17 protein-coding genes and 1 pseudogene are annotated in these 20630 nt (G+C 44.9%); 13 read left to right on the top strand and 5 right to left on the bottom strand.

Annotation, left to right across the window (positions count from 1 at the left end; translation table 11 throughout):
* Positions 1-67 precede the first annotated feature (67 nt).
* Positions 68-1357: an MBL fold metallo-hydrolase gene (locus tag QJS82_RS04995; RefSeq protein WP_281491435.1), complete on the bottom strand. Its 1290-nt coding sequence runs from the start codon at positions 1355-1357 to the stop codon at positions 68-70.
* A 541-nt stretch (positions 1358-1898) separates the two neighbouring features.
* On the opposite strand from QJS82_RS04995, the gene QJS82_RS04990 reads away from it, so the two are divergent.
* From QJS82_RS04990 to QJS82_RS04960, 7 genes are all read left to right on the top strand, one after another.
* Complete coding sequence (locus tag QJS82_RS04990) at positions 1899-2039, top strand: hypothetical protein (RefSeq protein ID WP_281491434.1); 141 nt, start codon at positions 1899-1901, stop codon at positions 2037-2039.
* A gap of 32 nt (positions 2040-2071) precedes the next feature.
* Positions 2072-2272 (top strand): YceI family protein, encoded by a 201-nt coding sequence (locus QJS82_RS04985; RefSeq protein ID WP_281491433.1) that lies wholly within the window; start codon positions 2072-2074, stop codon positions 2270-2272.
* 10 nt (positions 2273-2282) lie between these two features.
* Positions 2283-2510 carry a YceI family protein gene (locus QJS82_RS04980; protein ID WP_438656533.1) on the top strand — a complete coding sequence of 76 codons (228 nt, stop codon included), beginning with the start codon at positions 2283-2285 and terminating at the stop codon, positions 2508-2510.
* A gap of 84 nt (positions 2511-2594) precedes the next feature.
* Positions 2595-3995, top strand: coding sequence for a cytochrome c (locus QJS82_RS04975; RefSeq protein WP_281491432.1), 1401 nt, complete (start codon positions 2595-2597; stop codon positions 3993-3995).
* Positions 3996-4068: 73 nt separating this feature from the next.
* Positions 4069-5565: a flavin monoamine oxidase family protein gene (locus QJS82_RS04970; RefSeq protein WP_281491431.1), complete on the top strand. Its 1497-nt coding sequence runs from the start codon at positions 4069-4071 to the stop codon at positions 5563-5565.
* Between the two features lie 361 nt (positions 5566-5926).
* A complete protein-coding gene (locus QJS82_RS04965; RefSeq protein WP_281491430.1) occupies positions 5927-6550 on the top strand; it encodes a c-type cytochrome in 624 nt (207 codons plus the stop codon).
* Between the two features lie 74 nt (positions 6551-6624).
* Positions 6625-7326, top strand: a complete 702-nt coding sequence (locus QJS82_RS04960; protein WP_281491676.1) for a DUF1003 domain-containing protein — start codon at positions 6625-6627, stop codon at positions 7324-7326.
* A gap of 17 nt (positions 7327-7343) precedes the next feature.
* Here the strand turns inward: QJS82_RS04960 and QJS82_RS04955 are convergent, their stop codons facing one another.
* Positions 7344-8108: a histidine utilization transcriptional repressor HutC gene (locus QJS82_RS04955; protein ID WP_281491429.1), complete on the bottom strand. Its 765-nt coding sequence runs from the start codon at positions 8106-8108 to the stop codon at positions 7344-7346.
* 284 nt (positions 8109-8392) lie between these two features.
* Here QJS82_RS04955 and hutU point away from each other — a divergent pair, with 284 nt between their 5' ends.
* The 5 genes from hutU (at position 8393) to hutI (ending at position 15809) form a co-directional block, all read left to right on the top strand.
* Positions 8393-10126 carry a urocanate hydratase gene (gene hutU / locus QJS82_RS04950; protein ID WP_281491428.1) on the top strand — a complete coding sequence of 578 codons (1734 nt, stop codon included), beginning with the start codon at positions 8393-8395 and terminating at the stop codon, positions 10124-10126.
* Between the two features lie 69 nt (positions 10127-10195).
* Positions 10196-11587: a YjiH family protein gene (locus QJS82_RS04945; RefSeq protein WP_281491427.1), complete on the top strand. Its 1392-nt coding sequence runs from the start codon at positions 10196-10198 to the stop codon at positions 11585-11587.
* 84 nt (positions 11588-11671) lie between these two features.
* Positions 11672-13234, top strand: a complete 1563-nt coding sequence (hutH, locus tag QJS82_RS04940; RefSeq protein ID WP_281491426.1) for a histidine ammonia-lyase — start codon at positions 11672-11674, stop codon at positions 13232-13234.
* Between the two features lie 103 nt (positions 13235-13337).
* A complete protein-coding gene (locus QJS82_RS04935) occupies positions 13338-14462 on the top strand; it encodes a formimidoylglutamase (protein ID WP_281491425.1) in 1125 nt (374 codons plus the stop codon).
* 24 nt (positions 14463-14486) lie between these two features.
* Positions 14487-15809 carry an imidazolonepropionase gene (gene hutI / locus QJS82_RS04930; RefSeq protein WP_281491424.1) on the top strand — a complete coding sequence of 441 codons (1323 nt, stop codon included), beginning with the start codon at positions 14487-14489 and terminating at the stop codon, positions 15807-15809.
* A gap of 94 nt (positions 15810-15903) precedes the next feature.
* On the opposite strand, the gene QJS82_RS04925 is transcribed toward hutI, so the two are convergent.
* Positions 15904-16506: an IS256 family transposase, variant Zn-binding type gene (locus QJS82_RS04925; protein WP_281491423.1), complete on the bottom strand. Its 603-nt coding sequence runs from the start codon at positions 16504-16506 to the stop codon at positions 15904-15906.
* A gap of 219 nt (positions 16507-16725) precedes the next feature.
* On the opposite strand from QJS82_RS04925, the pseudogene QJS82_RS04920 reads away from it, so the two are divergent.
* Positions 16726-17571, top strand: a pseudogene (locus tag QJS82_RS04920) (IS4 family transposase); the annotation flags it as partial.
* Between the two features lie 11 nt (positions 17572-17582).
* On the opposite strand, the gene QJS82_RS13750 reads toward QJS82_RS04920, so the two are convergent.
* The gene (locus QJS82_RS13750; RefSeq protein WP_438656664.1) at positions 17583-18053 is read right to left on the bottom strand and encodes an IS1/IS1595 family N-terminal zinc-binding domain-containing protein; all 471 of its coding nucleotides are present in this window, start codon (positions 18051-18053) and stop codon (positions 17583-17585) included.
* A gap of 204 nt (positions 18054-18257) precedes the next feature.
* Complete coding sequence (locus tag QJS82_RS04915) at positions 18258-20483, bottom strand: PhoX family protein (RefSeq protein WP_281491422.1); 2226 nt, start codon at positions 20481-20483, stop codon at positions 18258-18260.
* Positions 20484-20630: the final 147 nt, after the last annotated feature.

The following is a 20630-nucleotide window of genomic DNA, read 5'->3' as shown; positions in this document are numbered from 1 at the left end:
TCATGCCCTGCTTTTCATGCACCCATAGAGCCTAGATAAATATCAAGATTATCGAACCCTTGGCTTGCTAGCCAGCGGCTACCGTCGCCCGCGCGCCACTGGCACACATCAAAGTATAGTGATGACTTTTATCAAGTTCGTGCCAGCGCTCGTTCAGTTGACCGACATAAATATGCTGTGACCCTTCAATCGCTGTGGCGGAGCGCTCGTCAGCGTCGCGGACATCAAGCAGTGTCCAGTTATTGTCCTCTTTGCCTTTATTATTCATCAAACGTGCTTCAACCTCAGCGGTGTCAATCATAGGGGTTCGTTGCATCTCCTGACCCTGAGCCGCTGCCGGTACTACGCCAACATAACCACCCATAATGTTATCAAAGGCGATTCTTACCAGATGCTCCATTGCCGTGGCAAGCTGCTCTTCATCTGAGGCAATCAGCACCATACTTTCCCCTTCACCGATGAACCAACCCGCAAAAGCAGATATCATGCCGACAGGCAAACTCATTGACCGCGGAAAATGACCAGCAGCATACGCCATTGGCTCGCGAATATCGATCAGATGATCAGCCGTGCAGCTTTGAAGTTGCTTTAGCGACAGATGACGCGGGCGCATCACTGGCGGTGGCGCATTACCACCTTCCATATTGAGCCGCTCCATCAGCCTAAAATACGGCGGCTGGTAATGGTTTTCACTGACTTTAAATCGAATAAAGGCCTCACGATCCGTCATCTGTAAACGTGGGTTATTCACTCTCTCATGGCCGACGGTAGAAAACTCGCGTTCTGCCATGCTTGAGCCGCACACAGATCCAGCACCATGAGCGGGATATATAATCGCCTGATCCCCTAGCGCCAGTATTTTTTGTAGTGAATCATACAGCAGACCCGCGACTTCCTCACGCCGTTCAGGATAAAAGTCAGTTCGACCAACATCTCCCACAAATAAAGCATCACCTGTAAACACACCCACCGCCTTGTCTGGATAAGCAGTATCGAATAGCGCGTAGGCAAGGTGATCATCGGTATGGCCGGGCGTTTCTAGCACTTGAATATTAAGCTGACCAATGGCAAAACAATCACCATCACGTACTGTTTGAGCATAGACAATGTGCTGTTCAGGATTGAGCCCATGCAATACAGTTGCCCCTGTCGTGTCTGCTAAAATGGGGGCGCCAGAAACCAAATCTTCATTGCGATGGGTTTCAAATATATGGGTAATTTCAAGGCCTGCTGCGCGAGCTTTCTCCACATAAATCGCGCAATCACGACGTGGATCTATCACCGCCGCTTGCCCGCCTGATCCCACTAAATAAGACAGATGAGCAAGACCAGGTGTTTTTATTTTTTCGAGCATCATAGCTGCCTCCTTGTTTGAGGTAGACCAATTTTCAACCGCAGATTACATTTGATTTTGCGCAAACAAATTATTTTAAATAATCCATTCAAAATAAAGCCGTTTTTATTGGAAAAACTCAAATTCGACAAATTATTAGATGTTTTTAAAGCTAGCACGAATAATTGTCATATCTCAATATATAACAACACATACTAACAATTCGCCTTTCGTAATTGCTCTTTCATAGTTGCTCTTTCATAGTTGCTCTTTCATAGTTGCTCTTTCGTATCTAGAGCCAAGGCTAACGACTTGCGGAAATTTAGAATTATTACGATATTCTCAGCGAAGACACTTCAATCAAAAATGGCGTCTTTAACGCTTTCTTATATTTTTACAGCATTCTCATTAAACTATCTTAACGCTTTCTTAATAACATCCAGCCTATACTCTTATTCAACTGCTAACTCCTAACCGTCTTCTAGACTAGACTGGCTAAAACCATCGATTACGCTCGTCATTTATGGATGAATACTTACGGCTAAATACTAAAAGGAAGCTGGCGATGAGCCCTATATTAAGGAATAAAAAATTAGAGATTAAAAAAAGCCGCTACTTACCGATGTTCTTAATATTATTAATTATGGTGAATACCATAGGTGGTAGTTATGCGGCCAGTTATATTATTAATCCGAATAACACATAAGCTTTGCTATTAAACGTTTTAAAAGTCCTGCTATGACCGGCGGCTTCTATCAGGTCAAAGGACAATTGCAATACGATGCAATTTTAAAAGCAGGTGATATCTCATTAATTATACCTATTAACTCTTTGGATACGGGCAGCAAGATTTTTAGCAAAAGTCTAAAAGGGGGCGATTTTTTTCGATATAGAGCGCTTTCCCTCTGCTCACTTTCATTCCACCAGCTGGCACTTTAATAAAAATAAGGTGACGCGTGTCGATGGCAATTTAACCTTACATGGTGTGACCCATCCTATCAGCCTCACCGCCCATGCATTCGGCTGTTATTTAAATGCTACTGCCAAAAATGAGGTTTGTACTGGGGCGTTTTCCACCACGATAGACCGAACCAATTGGAATATAAATAAATATTCATGGTTTGGTCTTAGCAAAAATCTTGATTTAAACGTTGAGGTTGAAGCGATGAAACAGTAGCTATTACGGGCAAATAGTTTTATTTTAGTAAGAGCAATCAAGGATGATTGACTGGCATTATTTGCTTAGGGTTATAAGGATATTATGAAGCCACTTTCTATCACGATGTCAGCATTGGCATTTAGCTTGATGTTTAGCGCGACCTACAGCCCTGATTCGAGCGCTGCTATGGCTAAAGATATCGACCCTTCTATAACTGACTTGCCGGCTAAAATCAGTCTACCCAATGTCAACCCTAGTAACAGCGATTTAGCCAATCGCGGCGCTTATGTGGCGCGAACTGCCGACTGTATGGCGTGCCACCGCGAGGATTACAGCGGCGGCGTGGCCATCGAAACGCCTATCGGCGATATTTATTCGACCAATATCACGCCGTCCAAGCGCTATGGCATTGGCAACTATACCGAAGCTAACCTTAAGAAAGCACTACGCAAAGGTCGTGCTCTAGGTCATCAGCTGTATCCCGCTATGCCCTATCCGTCCTACCACGGTATGACAGATGATGATATCAGTGCCTTATTTGCTTATTTTCAGACTGTTCCTATCGTCGACAAACCACCTGAAAAAACAACTCATCTACCTTTCCCTTTAAACATTCGCAGCTTAATGCTGGTATGGAATCTTATCAATGTACCCGCTACTGAGAATCGCGACGATCTTACGCCAATTCAGCAGCGCGGCGAGTATCTGGTTAATAACCTAGAGCACAGCGGTACTTGCCATACGTCGCGCAATTTCACCCAAGGTCTTGATAACGCTCGCTATCTCTCTGGTGCGCCACTCGGTAAATGGTTCGCGCCCAACATCACCCCTGATAATGAGACTGGCATAGGGCGTTGGAGTGAGCGCGACATCGTCATCTATTTGCGTACTGGCAAGCTCGATAAACGGGCTTATGCAGGTGGTCCTATGGCAGAAGCGGTTGCTCATAGTACGCGTTATCTTACAGATGCAGATTTGAGTGCAATGGCCAATTATCTAAAAGTCGTACCCGCTATTAAGACGGATGATTATTTGATACCCGTCAACGTTGCAAAGCTGCCAAATCCTATCAGCCCTTCTATTATTTATAACTTACTTGAGCAAAAAGACCATCTGGCCGAGGCAAAAGCCAATGCGACCCCTGCTACTAGTAGCGTAAGCAACAGCTCTATTAATAGTAGCGATTCGCCAAAATATTTATATCTCACTCACTGCGCTAGTTGTCATGGCGTTGACGGTTATGCGCAGCCTGATGCCCGTTATGCAACCATCGTTGGCTTAAGTAGCATTCGCCGTGCTAAGCCTGACGCGCTTATTGGCGTGATTGCTTTTGGCGCAAAAGGTGCTTTTAATACGGCGCCCAAAATGCCCGGTTTTAAGAAAGACTTAAGCCATGCACAGATAGCCAGTATTGCCAATTACGTACGCGTCAATTTCGGCGGTTTACCTAGTAGCGAAGTCACTGCTGCAGAGGTTAAACGCATAATCAAAGAGAAAAGCTAAACCTATAGAGACCCAAACCTCCTGAATTTCTCATTGCGTTACTACTTATGATAAGCCCGATAAGGATGATTAAATGAAAGACTTGCTGTCCTCCCCGACACGGCGACAACTGCTCGCCATGATAGGTAAAACCGCTGGCGCAACCGCTATGTATCAAGCGATGATTGCATTAGGTTTCGCCTCCGAGTCGAGCTTTAAACAAGAGATAGAGCTGAAAGGCGCACCTGCTGGCGCTAGCATCGTTATCCTTGGTGCAGGATTGGGCGGGCTTACAGCAGCTTACGAGTTACGTAAAGCAGGTTATAAAGTGACGGTACTTGAATACCAAAATCGTGGTGGCGGACGCAGCTGGACGCTAAATAGCGGCGATAAATATACCGAGCTTGGCGGCGAAGAAGTCACTTGCGACTTTAAAAAAGGCAATTACTTCAACGGTGGACCTTGGCGATTGCCCGTGCATCACTACGCGGTGTTTCATTATTGCAAAAAGTTTAATGTCGCCCTGCAACCGTTTATCCAAAACAATGACCGCGCCTATTTACATCGTACCAATCATTTTAATGGCGCACCGCAGCACTTGGGTGAAGTGCAAAGCGATATTCGCGGCTATATGTCTGAGCTATTATCCAAAGCCATCAATAAAGGCCGCTTAGATGATACCGTTACTCAAGAGGATAAAGGAAAACTATTAGAAGGTCTTAAAGGTTGGGGTGTGCTGGATAATAATTATCGTTATATCAAAAGCGCCGAGACCAGTAAACATCGCGGCTATAGCGTTTATCCCGGTGGCGGGCTTATGCCTGCTGCCAAGCCTTCAACACCGATACCGATGCACAAACTATTAAATTCAGGCATGTGGGCGGATCTCTACGCCAACTACACCGTTTACGTGCATCAACCCGCGATGTTCCAGCCTGTTGGCGGTATGGGGAAAATTGGCGATGCTTTCACCCGCGTGTGTCGCGATATGATTACGTTTAATGCCAAAGTTACCAAGATCCATCAAGATGAAAGCGGCGTTACCGTTGATTATGTCGATACAGCTAACGCTAAAAGCAGTAATTCTAATAGCAGTAATTCTGAAGGTAGCGCTAAAAGCATTCGCGCCGATTGGTGTATTTGCAATATTCCGTTATCGGTATTGACGCAAATTGATATCAATGTCTCAGAGCCGATGAAGCAAGCGATGGCGGCTGTCCCTTACGATAGCTCCTTTAAAGTCGGGCTTGAGTTTAAACGGCGCTTTTGGGAGGAGGACGAATGGATTTATGGTGGCATCACTTATACTGATCTGCCGATTACCCAAATCTCTTATCCTTCACAAGATTTATTTACCTCAGGGTCGGGCGTGTTACTTGGCGCTTATGGCTTTGGCGAAGCGTCTTATAAGTTTAACTCCTTAACGCCAAAAGAGCGCATCCATCCGCAATATACCAAAGAGTTTCGCTCGGGTACCTCAGTCGCTTGGCATCGTATCCCTTGGTCACTTGGCTGCTATGGGCTTTGGAGTGAGTCAAGCCGCGAACAATATTACGATACGTTATGTGCCATCGACCACCGAATTGTATAGTCAGTTCAAAATAAAAGCGAGACATTATAGCTGTGTGCGACTGGTATAAATTTTCCTTGCTTGCTGTTATCACAGAGGCTACGAAAAATTCATCCCAGTCGCACTGTATCGATTTTAAAGTAATTCTACTATATTAGCAGGCGAACACTGCTCGCACATTCCTGCTTGGCAAGAAGGCGCCATACTCTCGGGTCTAGATGCCGCCAAACGCTTACATCAAAAAGCCAAAAAACTAGGCTAGTTTAATAAACAACTTTTAAAATCATTGGTTAGCAGACAGTATTTAGTCAGTATAAAATTAAGGTAAGCAGGCATAATAAAAGTAAAATCAAAGCATTTAAACTTATATAAGTCGTCTCACTTGCCGGTTATATTAATAATAAGTGGCACGGCTTTTATATCAGGCTGTAGTCAATATACTAAAACCAGCGCTCCTACCATTGCTAGCCTGCAAGCAACGGCGATGGTCTTGGATGACAGTTTTGACAATCAGGCCAGCCGTAATAATGGCGCTTGGGGCGCGGTTTGTATATCCAAAGAAGAACTTACTCGCCCGCCCATGAATATTGTCGATGTCAGCTCGATAGCAAAGATGAGTGATGCTGCGAATTTGAAAAAGTGGCTGACCAAATTTGAAGGCAGCGCACAAGGTAAAACGGGGTTTTTTAGTAATGATGGCAAAAAACTTTACGACGACTCTTGCGCAGGCTGTCATATGTCTAAAGGCGAAGGCGCACAAGGAGCGGGTTACTATCCGCCACTCGCGAACAACAGCAAGATGCAGTCTAAATATTATATTATTAGCGTCGTCATCAATGGCTTGCGCGGTATGCCCGCCTTTCATAGCATGATGAATGATGAGCAAATTGCAGCAGTCACTCAATATGTACACAGTGATTTAAATGGTTTTACAGATAAAGTTACTGCTGCCAATGTCGCGCAGCTGCGTCATGACTTCCCGCCGGGTGCAGACCCTAGTGAATAGTTTTATTATAAAAAATGATTTTATTGTAAAAACAGCTTCATTAAAGGAATATAGCGATGAAAGGGAATATGGCGATGAATAAAAAAAGTGGCGTTTATCACTGTATTGTCTGCGGACAAAATTATCCTATAAAAGCCCTTACCCCTATAGGCACCATACGACAGGCAATTACAGAAGAGATTTTACATGATTTCCCTGAATGCTTACCTACAGATTATATTTGCCAAAATGATTTAAGTAAGTATCGAATGCAGCATGTGCACTCATCGCTAACGTCTGAAAAAGGTGAGGTGACCGTTCTTGAATCTGAATTGATTAAAAGCATGCAACAGCATGAACTCATCACCAAAAATATTGATAAGACTCTAGAGCAAAAATGGACTTTCGGTGAACGATTGACAGATAAAATTGCAACCTTTGGTGGTAGTTGGTCATTTCTCATCTGTTTTGCTATTTTTCTAGCCATTTGGATCATCGTCAATACTGTGGTGATGGTCGCCCGTCCTGCTGATCCCTACCCGTTTATTCTATTGAATTTAATATTATCCTGTATCGCTGCCATTCAAGCACCTGTGATTATGATGAGCCAAAACAGGCAAGAAACCAAAGACCGGTTACGTTCAGAAAATGACTATCAAATTAACTTAAAAGCTGAGCTTGAAATCCAACACTTGCATGAAAAATTGGATTATCTTTTAATGCATCAATGGGATAGACTCGCTGAGATACAAGAAATACAACTCGACTTATTATCTGAAATGAGCAAAAAGCAATAGGACAACCTCAATAAAAGCTATAACTCTCCCGAGAATTGATAACGATCGCCTGCATGCCACATCTTCACAAAGGTCAATACTTGACCAGCCGAATAAGTCTGACGACACAATACTAACGTCGGTGACTGCGGGGCAATCTGTAGTGCATCAGCAATCTCATCAGGCGCTGCTAAAGCTCGGATAGTATAGCTACCACGCTCAAGCGGACTCTTAGCAATGAGATAATCACTGGTATTGACCACAGTAAAATCTTGCTCAATAAATTCTGGTACTTTTGTCGCATCGACCCAGCGCTCTTCAAACTGTATCGGCTGGCCATCCGCAAAGTGGATGATTTTTACTTCATATAAAATCGCTGCTACAGCGCTATTAGTATTGTTATCAGTTTCATTTGCATTAGAAGAAAAGGCTGCTTCATCAATATCAAACTTACCACGCATCTCATCGTCTAACATGCTCGCGGTAATAGCGCGTTTGCTCAACACTTGTGCCTGATAATCGCGATTGGCTGATTTTAAATCTTGAGCGATATTGCGCACTTCTACAAAGGTATGATTAAACTGCTGCTGCGCGACAAATGTCCCCGACCCTTGCCGACGCTCTAATACTCGCTCTTCGCTTAGTTCTTTTAGGGCGCGGTTTACTGTCATTCGCGATACGCCAAACTCTTCTGCCAGCGCCATTTCGGTGGAGATAGCTGCGCCCGCCTGCCATTTTCCAGAATGAATATTATCTAAGATTGCGTTTTTAATCCGCTGATAGGCTGGAACTGTTTTTGTCATATCACGCTTCCCCTTTGTCATGCTTATCTTCAACCGTCGACTTCAACTATACAGGTATGCCGCTATAAAAGTGCTGACATAATATCATGACAATTATCATCATCACCATGAGAGCAGCCAATCGAATAAAGCAGTGTTATAAATAATTTAGCTACTGATGAAAAAACGCTTGCATGAAAAAATTATCTTTGATAATTTGTATATACAAATTAATAATACCACCAAATAATGCTGCCAACAAACGGCAACTAGCAAACTGTATAAACAATCACAAGGATTTGAGTATGACTACCGATAATGGATTGAGCAGAAACGCCACAAGCAACAATAATAAATTCACCCGCCGTGACGAGAGTCGCAATATCGCTGCGCCCACTGGTAGCACATTAAACTGCAAAAGTTGGCTGACCGAAGCCCCTTATCGCATGCTGCAAAATAACCTACACCCTGATGTGGCTGAAAACCCAAAAAGCTTAGTCGTGTATGGCGGTATCGGACGCGCAGCCCGTAACTGGGAAAGCTATGATCAAATCCTCGCGTCACTCAAAGAATTAGAAGACGATGAGACCTTATTGGTGCAATCTGGTAAGCCTGTTGGCGTCTTTCAAACTCATGAAAATGCGCCGCGCGTATTGATTGCCAACTCCAACCTTGTGCCGCGCTGGGCAACGTGGGAGCACTTCAATGAGCTTGATCGTAAAGACTTATTTATGTACGGTCAGATGACCGCAGGTAGCTGGATTTATATCGGCACTCAAGGCATCGTCCAAGGCACTTATGAGACCTTTGTCGAAGCTGGTCGCCAGCATTATGATGGCAGCTGGGCAGGACGTTGGATTTTGACCGCTGGTCTTGGCGGTATGGGTGGTGCTCAGCCATTAGCCGCGACCTTTGCTGGCGCGACTTCTCTAAACATCGAGTGCCAGCAGTCTAGTATTGATTTCCGTTTGCGTACGGGTTACGTCGATAAACAAGCCGACAATCTTGACCATGCTTATGAGCTGATTAAGCAGCATACCGCCGCGGGTGAAGCGGTCTCAATCGCGCTACTTGGTAATGCGGCAGACATCTTGCCTGAGATGGTCAAGCGTGCCAATGCAGGCGAGATAAAACCTGACTTGGTCACTGACCAAACCTCCGCTCATGACTTAATCAATGGCTATCTGCCAAGTGGCTGGACAGTTGAAGAGTGGAAAGTGGCACAAGAAAATCCAGACCAACATGAGGCATTAACTAAAGATGCCGCCGCGTCTTGTGCCGTACACGTACAGGCCATGCTAGATCTACAAGAAATGGGTATCCCAACGACTGATTATGGCAATAACATTCGCCAAGTTGCGTTTGATCAAGGAGTTAAAGATGCCTTTAATTTTCCGGGTTTTGTCCCTGCTTATATTCGTCCGCTGTTTTGTCAGGGTAAAGGGCCATTCCGCTGGGTCGCATTATCAGGCGATCCAGAAGATATCTACAAAACTGATCAAAAAATCAAAGAGTTGTTCCCTGAAAACCAGCACATTCATCGCTGGCTTGATATGGCAAAAGAGCGCATTCAGTTTCAAGGCTTGCCAGCGCGTATCTGCTGGTTAGGTCTTGGTGAACGTGACAAAGCAGGTCTTGCTTTTAATGAGATGGTCAAAAACGGTGAATTAAAAGGTCCTATCGTTATCGGTCGTGACCATTTGGATACTGGCTCTGTTGCCAGCCCGAACCGCGAAACAGAAAGTATGAAAGATGGCTCAGATGCGGTGTCAGATTGGGCACTATTGAACGGCATGCTCAATGTCGCAGGCGGTGCCACTTGGGTATCATTGCATCATGGCGGTGGCGTAGGTATGGGGTACTCACAGCACTCAGGCATGGTCATCGTCGCTGATGGTACTGATGCGGCAGCCAAACGCTTGGCACGAGTATTAGTCAATGATTGTGGTTCTGGCGTTATGCGTCATGCAGATGCAGGCTACGAGCTAGCGATTAAAACTGCCAAAGATTATGGCTTAAAGCTACCGATGATTAAATAACTTGCCCTTGTCCTTACACGATATCAATCGACATCAGGACATCATCAATACTTTATCAAGGATGATAATATGTCTAACCAAGATCTTATGCCACCAGCTAGTCCAGTACCTGACCTACTACTAGGCATTCCAACACCTGATATGACGCCGCCTGAGAAGTTGCTATCAAAGCCTATGGCGCTGATACAGCTTATTGTATTTAGTGCCATTGGTCTGGTGATGTTTTTTGTTCCTTTTACCATTGGTGAGAAGAGCACAATTTTGTTCGATCACGGCGCAACTTATCTGGTCAATCAGCAACATACTTTATCTGTTATTTTACTGTTTATGCTGATGATATTTGGTGTAAGTAAGCCATTTATCGATGGCTCATGGCGCAAAAATATCACCCATAAAATCCTAACCGTTTTTAAAGTGCTGGGACTGGTATTAGCCGTGATGTATATCAGCGGTAACGCGCCCGCCTTTATGATGGAAAAGGATATGCTGCCGTTTCTGTTTGAAAAACTGGCGCTACCGGTTGGCATGATTGTCCCGCTTGGGGCGTTGATTCTGGCATTTTTAGTAGGCTTTGGCTTGCTTGAGATGGTTGGTGTGCTGATGCAACCGATTATGAAGCCTATCTGGAGAACACCTGGCGCATCAGCCATTGATGCGGTTGCTTCTTTCGTTGGTAGTTATTCGATTGGACTGTTAATTACCAATCGCGTTTATCTACAAAAGCAGTATTCTGCGCGTGAAGCTATCATTATCGCTACTGGCTTCTCTACAGTATCGGCAGCATTTATGGTGATTGTTGCTAAAACACTGGGGCTGATGGAATTTTGGAATCTGTTTTTTTGGTCAACGTTGGTGATTACTTTTATTGTCACCGCTATTACTGCCCGTATTCCACCGATTAGCCGTTTTGATAATGAGCTGGACCGTCCAAATTTAGACTACAAAAGAGGCACGCGTCTAAAAGCGGCGTATGAGCTGGGTTTATCCACCTCACGCCGTGCATCGGATTTTAAACAAATTCTATGGTCTAATTTTCGTGATGGTTTGACCATGGCAGCGGCTATTGTGCCTTCTATCATAGCCGTTGGACTCACTGGACTATTATTAGCCAAGTACACGTCGGTATTTGACGCTCTAGGGTTGCTACTATACCCATTTACATGGTTAGGCGGTTTGCCAGAGCCTCTCGTCGCTGCCAAAGGTATGTCAGCAGGACTGGCTGAGATGTTCTTGCCCGCCTTATTGCTCAGTGAAGCGGATATGTTGACCCGTTATGTCGCCGGCGTCATCTCTATTAGTAGCGTGCTGTTCTTTTCTGCCATGATTCCTTGTGTACTGGCGACCGAAATTCCCATCTCTGTTGGCAAAATGGTCATCGTTTGGTTCCAGCGTGTGGCACTTAGTATCTTGTTAGCAGCAGCTTTTGGACATTTGGCGATGTCTCTTGGCTGGATAAGTTAAGAAAACTCAAATAACATCACTATATATAGTGTATAGACAACCAATAATATAATTAATATAGCACCTAAAGTTAGGATAACTCGTATGACCACTATCAAAAAACTAACCCTATACCCACGCCAATTAAGCTTTGAAATGCTGCGCGATATTTACGAGCGACCTGTTGTATTGACGCTACCTGACAGCGCTTATGAAGCGATAGATGCCTCACACGAAGATGTACGCACCATCATTGCGCGTGATAAGAGCGCTTATGGTATCAATACCGGTTTTGGTCTGTTGGCAAAGACCCGTATCAGCGATGATCAATTAGAATTACTACAGCGTAACCTTATCGTCTCTCATTCGGTTGGTACTGGTGAAGCATTACCCGCCAACGTGGTTCGATTGATTATGGTGATGAAGGTTGCCAGTTTAGCGCAGGGCGTCTCTGGCGTCCGCCGCGTCGTGGTCGATAGCCTACTTGGCTTAATTAATAATCAAATTACGCCAAATATTCCGGCTAAAGGCTCAGTTGGCGCATCTGGTGACTTAGCACCTTTATCGCATATGACGCTGGCCATGATGGGCGAAGGCGATGTCTATGTTGGCGGCAAAAAAGTACCTGCTGCTGATGCGTTAGCGCAGCATGGTCTTGAGCCCATTACCCTAGCGGCTAAAGAAGGGTTGGCATTAATTAACGGTACGCAAGTCTCAACGGCACTGGCATTACGGGGTTATTTCTTAGCACGAGATTTACTCGAGACAGCCACCATCGTCGGCTCCATGTCTATTGATGCCGCCAAAGGCTCGGATGCCCCATTTGACGCACGTATTCATGAAGTGCGTGGTCACCATGGTCAAATAGAAATCGCTAAAGCGCATCGTCAGCTGATTAAAGGCAGTGCTATCCGCGCCTCCCATGATGGCGAACAGGACGATAGAGTACAAGACCCTTATTGCTTGCGTTGCCAGCCACAAGTCATGGGCGCTTGCCTTGATATCATCAACCAAGCAGGCAAGACTTTATTAATTGAATCTAATGCAGTAACTGATAACCCACTTATTTTTAACAACGATGATGGCCCTGTTGCTATCTCAGGTGGTAACTTCCATGCTGAGCCAGTTGCCTTTGCCGCAGATATCTTAGCCTTGGCGATTGCTGAGATTGGTTCTATGTCTGAGCGCCGTGTGGCTTTATTGATTGACGCAACCTTGTCAGGTGGCTTACCGCCATTCTTAGTTGATAATGCGGGGGTAAACTCAGGCTTTATGATTGCTCATGTGACGGCAGCGGCTCTGGCATCAGAAAATAAGTCTATCGCCCATCCAGGCAGCGTCGATAGTATTCCAACCTCTGCCAACCAAGAAGACCATGTGTCGATGGCCACTTATTGTGCACGACGCCTATATGAGATGGCGCAAAATACCGCCACCATTATCGGCATTGAGCTCTTGGCTGCTGGTCAAGGTATCGACTTCCATGGTGGACTAGATACCTCAGAGGCGTTACAGACAGCGCATCAGAAACTACGCGAGCAAGTGACTTTTTATGATAAAGATCGCTACCTAGCGCCTGATATTGAAGCAGCAAAGCAACTGGTACTAGATGGTACGCTCACCGAATATTGGCAGTCATTGCGCAGCGATTGGTACGAGTCTAAATAGGAAAGTTTTATATATCTAAAACCCACTCTCAATTATCTAATTTTATTAGTGTAGACCATACTAAATTGAGAGTCAGGTTTTATATTATGAAAGGAGGTCAACAATGACAATAGCCGTTAGCCACACTGCAGCTGATATGAGTCGGTGGACAGGACGTGCAGAGCCGTTTGAGTCTGCGCGCGCCCGCTACTGGTATCAAATAGCGCAGCCTTATGCCTTTGATAGCACCAGTCAGCAAAACGGCCAGCGTATTGGGTTGGTCGGGTTCGCTTGTGACCAAGGTGTCAGACGTAATCAAGGACGCGTGGGTGCACGAGCTGCGCCGCCATTGATTCGTCAGGCATTTGCGGCGCTGCCGGTCATCGCTGAGTTACAACAACGCTATGAGGGTCAATTGCCAACCCTGCTGGGTGATGCTGGCGATATCCATTGTCATGATAATGATGATTTTGCCGAGCGTACTCTGGAGCAAGCCCAAGTAAAGTATGCCGAGAAGATAAGTCATATTATTAAGCAAGGCGGGCTACCTATAGGGCTTGGTGGTGGTCATGCCATTGCTTATGGCAGCTTTCTAGGATTATGGCAGGCGCTGTCATCAAAAACCGATCAGCCTACTAATGACGTTAGCAATATCGAAAGTAATGTTAAAAATGATGTCAAAAATAATGTTGAAAGCCATGCGAGAACAATGCCTAGCATCGGGGTGATTAACTTTGATGCGCATCTAGACATTCGTCAGTCTGATGTGGCAACGTCTGGTACGCCATTTCGCCAAATAGCCGAGCACCTTGATGAACAGGGTCAGCCATTTAACTATTGCTGTATCGGCGTCAGTCGGTTTTCTAATACTGCCGCGCTCTTCGACCGTGCTGAGCAGTTAGACGTACGCATTATCAGTGACGAAGATTGCACCAATAAAAAATGGAAAAAAATTGCTGCTCAAATAGAAAATTTTATCAACGAAGTTGATGTAGTCTACTTAACCATTGATATGGATTGCTTGCCATCAAGCACCGTTCCTGGTGTCAGCGCGCCAGCGGCCTATGGTATTGAGCTCAGTTTCGTTGAGCGCGCGGTCAAACTTATTATGGTGTCAAACAAAGTAAAAATAGCCGATATCGCCGAGATTAACCCGACCTTTGATATTGATCAACGCAGCTGTAAAGTCGCCGCTCGTCTCTTGGCGACTATTATAGAGCAGCATTTACTTATCACCGAAACGCACTAGCTTCAAAATAAGCAGGAGCACATTATGAATAACTCTAGCGAACAGATATTTGATGACTCTATCAATACTACAGACGTTATGGATAGCATGACATCGTTTGACCACCTCATTATCAATGCCAATCTCGCAACCTTTTCAGAGCAATACGGGTTTGATATTTATAATGACAACCAAGAAAAAAGCACCCCTTATGGTCAATTAGAAAACGCTGCTATCGGTATCAAAGATGGCAAAATTGCATGGGTTGGTACGCATGAGCAAATAAAGCCGCACCTTACCCATTATAAAAGCGATCAAATCAAAGACATTGATGGCAACTGGGTAACGCCCGGACTCATCGATTGTCATACCCATATCGTTTATGGCGGTAACCGCAGCAACGAGTTCGAAGCGCGATTGCAAGGTGCCAGTTATCAAGATATCGCGGCACAAGGTGGCGGCATTGTCTCAACCGTTAGCGCCACCCGCGCAGCGAATGAGGAAGAATTGTTTGCGCAAAGTGAAAAACGTCTGCTCGCGCTCATCAAAGAAGGCGTGACCAGTATCGAGATTAAGTCGGGCTATGGACTGGATTTAGAAACTGAACGTAAAATGCTAAAAGTCGCCCGAGCGCTCGGTGACAAACATAACATTCATGTCAGCACCACTTATCTGGCCGCCCATGCGCTACCGCCTGAATATAATGACAATGCCGATGCATATATCGAGCAAGTTTGCCAGTGGTTGCCAATCCTGCATAGCGAGGGTTTGGTCGATGCGGTTGATGGTTTTTGTGAAAACATCGCCTTTACTGCTGAGCAGATTAAGCGCGTCTTTGAAGTCGCTCGTTCATTAGACTTGCCAGTGAAGTTGCATTCCGAGCAGTTATCAAACATAGGCGCCAGTGTTTTGGTAGCAGCATACCAAGGGCTATCAAGCGACCATCTTGAACACTTAGTAGTAGATGATATTAAAAAAATGGCCGCAAGCAACACGGTAGCGGTGCTATTACCGGGCGCTTTTTATACGCTGCGTGATACTAAGTTGCCACCGATAGAAGCATTGCGTAAACACCAAGTTCCGATTGCCGTTTCAACCGATTGCAACCCCGGCACTTCCCCATTAACGTCGCTGTTATTAGCGATGAATATGGGCTGTACACTATTTTACTTAACCCCTGAAGAAGTGTTGGCAGGCGCGACCGTTCATGCGGCACAAGCGTTAGGTCTAGCCAAAAAAGGCAAAATAGAAGTGGGTTACGACGCTGATTTGGCATTATGGGATATAGCGCGCCCTGCTGACCTAGCTTATCAAATGGGGCTAAATCCTATTGCAGGTATTATGGTTCAAGGTCAGTGGCATACCTAAGCGAAGTAATAACTGAACGCATAATATATTCTGGTGTAATGGACAAAATTCATGCTAAAAAGTAGAAGGTAGTCGCTAATGGACATAATTCATGCTATTTGAGTGACTTTGACCCTAAAAAGTCTTTAATAAACCGCAACTTACGCTGCTCACTTAGACCGTGATGACTGTGTAATTGTCGCTTTAACTCACTGAATAAACCTTCAAGAGAATTGGTGGTATTTGGTATATCTAAATGCCCATATTCTTGGTAAGTAAATAGCCAATCGCTATTGGTTCTGAGGCTGCGATAAGCACTTCTAAGACGTTTGTGAGTGTACCAACTTCTACCAGTATCTTCATTGATGCTACGCTCACTCAGATAGTCTTCATGAGTTAACAACCAATAATCTAAGTGCTCTATGAAGTCAGCTTTATTAAGCTGTGTTAAGTTTAAAGTGAGCCGTCTAAGCTCAATACTTGCGATATTCTTAGGTCGACGAGTGAGATAGCGAGTTACTATTTGTACCTGATGAAACTGGCACATCTGGCAAGAGGTGTGGGTAAATAACGTACGCAGTCCTCGTCTACCATCACAGGTGATGCTTTGTATATCAACGCCTAACGATGCTAGATGATCAATTCCTTGCTTGTAGGCACTGTTGGTTTCATGACTGACTATCGCGTAGTAAAGAACGGCTTTAGTGGTATTGTCCATAAAAACCATTAAACCGAACTTACGACCGAAGTAAGTGGTATCCCTCTGCACACGACAAAAAAAACAAAAAAGTCTGTTAAAGCAAAGGCATAATAGTAATTTTCAAGACGAATCAGACCATGCCAAACTTTAACAGACTTAGTGAAACTTTAACCCAAAACCTGAGTATGAACAAGGCAAGAATCACATGTTTGAGCCTAATGATAATAGCCCTGATTACTGCTCAAAGCAGTAATCTTAAAAAAAATAGCAAGACACCTCCCTAAGGGTGGCAAGACCGACAGTCACTATCGCAGACTACAGCGATTTTTTGCCGAAGCCAGGATAGACTACGATCAACTGGCTTTAATGATATATCGACTATTTGGGCTAGGCAAAGTCACCTTAACCATTGACCGCACCAACTGGAAATGGGGTAAAAGTAACCTCAACATCTTTATGCTAGGGGTGGTATATAAAGGGATAGCCATCCCCTTATACTGGCAAATGCTAGATAAGCGAGGTAATACAAACCATCTTGAACGCTGTGAACTTATTGAGCGGTTTATCAAACAATTTGGCAAAGATAACCTTGAGATGATAGTAGCAGACAGAGAGTTTGTTGGCGAAAAATGGTTTAACTGGCTCACCAATAATCACATACCCTTTGCCATACGGATTAAGAAGAACAGTAAAGTTAGGAATCATCATGGCAAGCTGGTACAGATTAAAGAGTTATTGCGCCATGTTAGCCATCAAGAAACATATCGACATGGGCGAATACTGACTGTCGATGGTTGTTTGGTTCGAGTATTTGCCAAGCGTGATAAAGACTACGGTTTAGTGATTGTCGCAACCAATCAACTAGAAACAGTGGATGCGATGACAAGCTATGGCAAGCGTTGGGAAATTGAGACTTTATTTGCTTGTCTAAAGGGGCGTGGCTTTAATCTTGAAGATACCCACTTAACCCATCTTGATCGGGTCAGTAAATTAGTCGCAGTGAACGCCTTAGCATTTTGTTGGGCTTATCATGTCGGTATTTATAAAGACAAAGATAAGCCGTTAAAACGCAAGTTGAAGTCAAACGCTCGACCTCAAGCCAGTTTGTTTGCGCTTGGCCTGGATATATTGATTGAAGGCCTTCGCTTGGTGTTTTTTAATAATGATAAGACTGTATTTCGACAGTTAGTTAGCTTTTTAACCCCTAAACCTATGAAAATCGGGTGGGGATGATTTTTTTTGTCGTGTGCAGAGGTGGTATCCATGATGATGTTAGCGGTATTTGGTCGCTTAACTTGATACTGGGTACTGACTTTATCTAAGCGTCTTTGAATGGTTTTAAGACTACAGCTATACTTGTCAGCCAGTTGTTTGTAGGTCTGTTTTCCTTGGGTATATTCAGTCCAAAGGGTCTGGTTATTGAGTCTTTTGCCACCTAAAAACTGCCGTCTGCAAGCTAGACATTGATACTGTTGTTTGCCTAGCTTGCGTCCATTCTTCTTGGTGTGTTTATCATGACAAAAAGGGCAGTTTTTTGATTCATGGCTTTGATTCCTTGCAAATATAGACAGTATAGAGCGTTAGACCCTACGCCAGCATGAATAATGTCCATTACACCTATATTCTTAAAACCGTCGTTTAAAAACACAATAACCAATATACTTGCCTCTTTATCCTCCATAAACAGAGAAAAGAATATCAAGCATATTGGTTTTTTTTTGAAGATTAAGAGGATTCTTAAGTGCTACTACTGTTAAGTGCTACTATTTTTAAGTGCTAGTAGTTGCGGTATCAAATGACTCAGCCAATATCACATCGCCATCTTCACGCGTAATCATGACCGTCGCTGAGCGCGGGGTACTGCCACCCGCGACGGCGCCCCAGCTATTGCCTGGATGTTGAATATTAATAAAGAGGGTTTTAAAGTCTGGCGTCATGGTGATACCAGTCACCTCGCAGCCCTCAGGACCGACGAAAAAGCGTTTGATATTGTCATTGCTGGCAGGCATGCCGACTCGGGTTTGCTGCCCTGCTGAAGTGGTCATAAGCGAACCATCGCTGACTTTGCCCGGTAGTGCCGCGAGCAACATACAACTGCTGGTATCCGTATAAGCGCCATCATCTGTCTGAATCCATAACACCCCGCGCGGATCAAAATACAGTCCGTCTGGCGACGATAAATCGTTGTTGTCATTTAGCTGTGATAAGTTCTCCGCTGATAAATCACTTGGCGAAGCAAACAAATAAATATCCCACTCAAAATTTGTTGCCGCATGATCGCCGCCTGCTTCTGCCCAGCGAATGATATGACCATTGTCGTTACCGCGCGCTTTGCCGCCAACTTGATAGCTGCGTGGATTCGACGCTGAGAGCGGTTGATCATCACTTACGCCGCGATACTTATTATTGGTCAAGGTCACATATACCTCACCCGTTATCGGGCTGACCGATACCCATTCAGGTCGATCCATCTTAGTCGCGCCGACGACATCTGCAGCGGCACGGGCAAAGACCAACACCTCATCTTGTCCATGAAACGGCAAGACAGTATTAGAGGCATCCAGTCCATTTTGACCATGGACAAGTGCTTTCCACGCCCCGCTGCCATCTTCATTAAAAATAGCAACATATAGCGTGCCATCGTCCAAATATTTATTGCCCGCTTTTAAGCCGCCACCGATATCAGCATTTGACCACGTCGCTTTTGAAACGAATTTATAAATATATTCGCCGCGGGCATCGTCGCCCATATAAAAGACCACGGGTTTACCTTGCTCAACAGGCGCATAGGCACAGTTTTCATGAGCAAAACGACCCAATGCCGTGCGTTTTTGCGGTATAGAATGTTGGTCAAAAGGGTCAATCTCGGTGATATAACCAAAGGTATTGAATGCATGACGGTAGTCATCAGCAGCGCTGGCACCGACGGCGGTCATATCCCAACGTGAAAACTCGTCAGGGATAGCAGCATCTTTGGCATCAGGCGTATGCCACAGATATTCCCAACCGGGGAAATCCTCTGTCGCCCCGTAGCGTTCACGACCGTAGTGGTGTCCAGTGCCCAATTGATTGGCATCTTGCCCGCGGGCAAAAACCCCTAAAAAGTTCTCTTCTGTGGTCAGATAAGTGCCCCAAGGTGATAATCCAGCACCGCAGTTATTATTAATGCCGCGAGTTTGAAGCCCTGTCGGATCAAACTTGGTCTTAACCAAATCAGATCCCGCAACAGGACCTGTTAATTGGGCAGTCGTACTGCTGGTAATGCGGCGATTGTATTTCGAATTGGGTACCATCTCATAACCCATACCATCAGCGCGGCGGCGCATCTCAACCACTGCTACCCCATGACAGTTGACCTCGCGGCGCACGTCGCTTGCGAGGCGACGATTTTTAAAGATGGGCGCAGCGTTACTATCTTGGATGACATGATAACCAAACGGACTCAGCTCACTACTGTTTACATACTCATGGTTCATGACTAGCAGACCATTTTCTGACGCTTTGGCGTCGTACGCATTGCCATTTTTGCCAAAAAACCACATGCCATCATGGTTGTCACCCATACGCCACTCAAACGACTCAGCAGACTGCTCACGATTGTCTTTCCAATCATCGATACCAGATATCAGCGGCATGCCTAGTGGTAATATCATCTCGGCTTTATAACCTGCTGCCACGCTCATGGTGTCAGCTTTTGAATGCGGTACGGCTGTAAACTTCAAAGTCTCAGGACGTTTTAAGTCACCTTGCGCAGGAATAGCGGCACTGTTATCGTCGCTGGGTTTAACAGGTAAATTGCTATCATCATCGTCGCTACAGCCGACCAAAGGTAGGGCCCCAAAAAACGCCGCCGCCGTCAACCCTGTGCCACCTTTTAGGATACTGCGGCGATTCATACGGCGATTGATAATGGTTTGAAAGTCAATATTATCAGTCGGGTTAGAGTCTTCAACAACTTCGTGCGCAAGCGTTTGCTTGTTATTCAATGAGGTCATGTTCAGTCACCTTGTTAGGCTGGATTTAGTAGGCTGAGTTGGCATAAAAAATATCGCGGCGTTATCGTTGTAACGACCAAAATACGATTTATGTTTGAGTCTACTGAAACTCCATGACAACTTGATGACAAATTTTTAGATAATAAT

Origin of the sequence: Psychrobacter maritimus (genome assembly GCF_029953575.1) — a bacterium.
In the GTDB taxonomy this organism is placed as follows: domain Bacteria; phylum Pseudomonadota; class Gammaproteobacteria; order Pseudomonadales; family Moraxellaceae; genus Psychrobacter; species Psychrobacter maritimus.
Note: the sequence above shows the minus strand (reverse complement) of the source record. Positions and strands in the feature narration are given on the sequence as shown.

Coding starts and splice junctions, on each gene's coding strand:
- QJS82_RS04995 (WP_281491435.1), bottom strand. CDS start 1,357: ATGATGCTCGAAAAAATAAAAACACCTGGTCTTGCTCATCTGTCTTAT.
- QJS82_RS04990 (WP_281491434.1), top strand. CDS start 1,899: ATGAGCCCTATATTAAGGAATAAAAAATTAGAGATTAAAAAAAGCCGC.
- QJS82_RS04985 (WP_281491433.1), top strand. CDS start 2,072: ATGACCGGCGGCTTCTATCAGGTCAAAGGACAATTGCAATACGATGCA.
- QJS82_RS04975 (WP_281491432.1), top strand. CDS start 2,595: ATGAAGCCACTTTCTATCACGATGTCAGCATTGGCATTTAGCTTGATG.
- QJS82_RS04970 (WP_281491431.1), top strand. CDS start 4,069: ATGAAAGACTTGCTGTCCTCCCCGACACGGCGACAACTGCTCGCCATG.
- QJS82_RS04960 (WP_281491676.1), top strand. CDS start 6,625: ATGAATAAAAAAAGTGGCGTTTATCACTGTATTGTCTGCGGACAAAAT.
- QJS82_RS04955 (WP_281491429.1), bottom strand. CDS start 8,108: ATGACAAAAACAGTTCCAGCCTATCAGCGGATTAAAAACGCAATCTTA.
- hutU (WP_281491428.1), top strand. CDS start 8,393: ATGACTACCGATAATGGATTGAGCAGAAACGCCACAAGCAACAATAAT.
- QJS82_RS04945 (WP_281491427.1), top strand. CDS start 10,196: ATGTCTAACCAAGATCTTATGCCACCAGCTAGTCCAGTACCTGACCTA.
- hutH (WP_281491426.1), top strand. CDS start 11,672: ATGACCACTATCAAAAAACTAACCCTATACCCACGCCAATTAAGCTTT.
- QJS82_RS04935 (WP_281491425.1), top strand. CDS start 13,338: ATGACAATAGCCGTTAGCCACACTGCAGCTGATATGAGTCGGTGGACA.
- hutI (WP_281491424.1), top strand. CDS start 14,487: ATGAATAACTCTAGCGAACAGATATTTGATGACTCTATCAATACTACA.
- QJS82_RS04925 (WP_281491423.1), bottom strand. CDS start 16,506: ATGGACAATACCACTAAAGCCGTTCTTTACTACGCGATAGTCAGTCAT.
- QJS82_RS04915 (WP_281491422.1), bottom strand. CDS start 20,483: ATGACCTCATTGAATAACAAGCAAACGCTTGCGCACGAAGTTGTTGAA.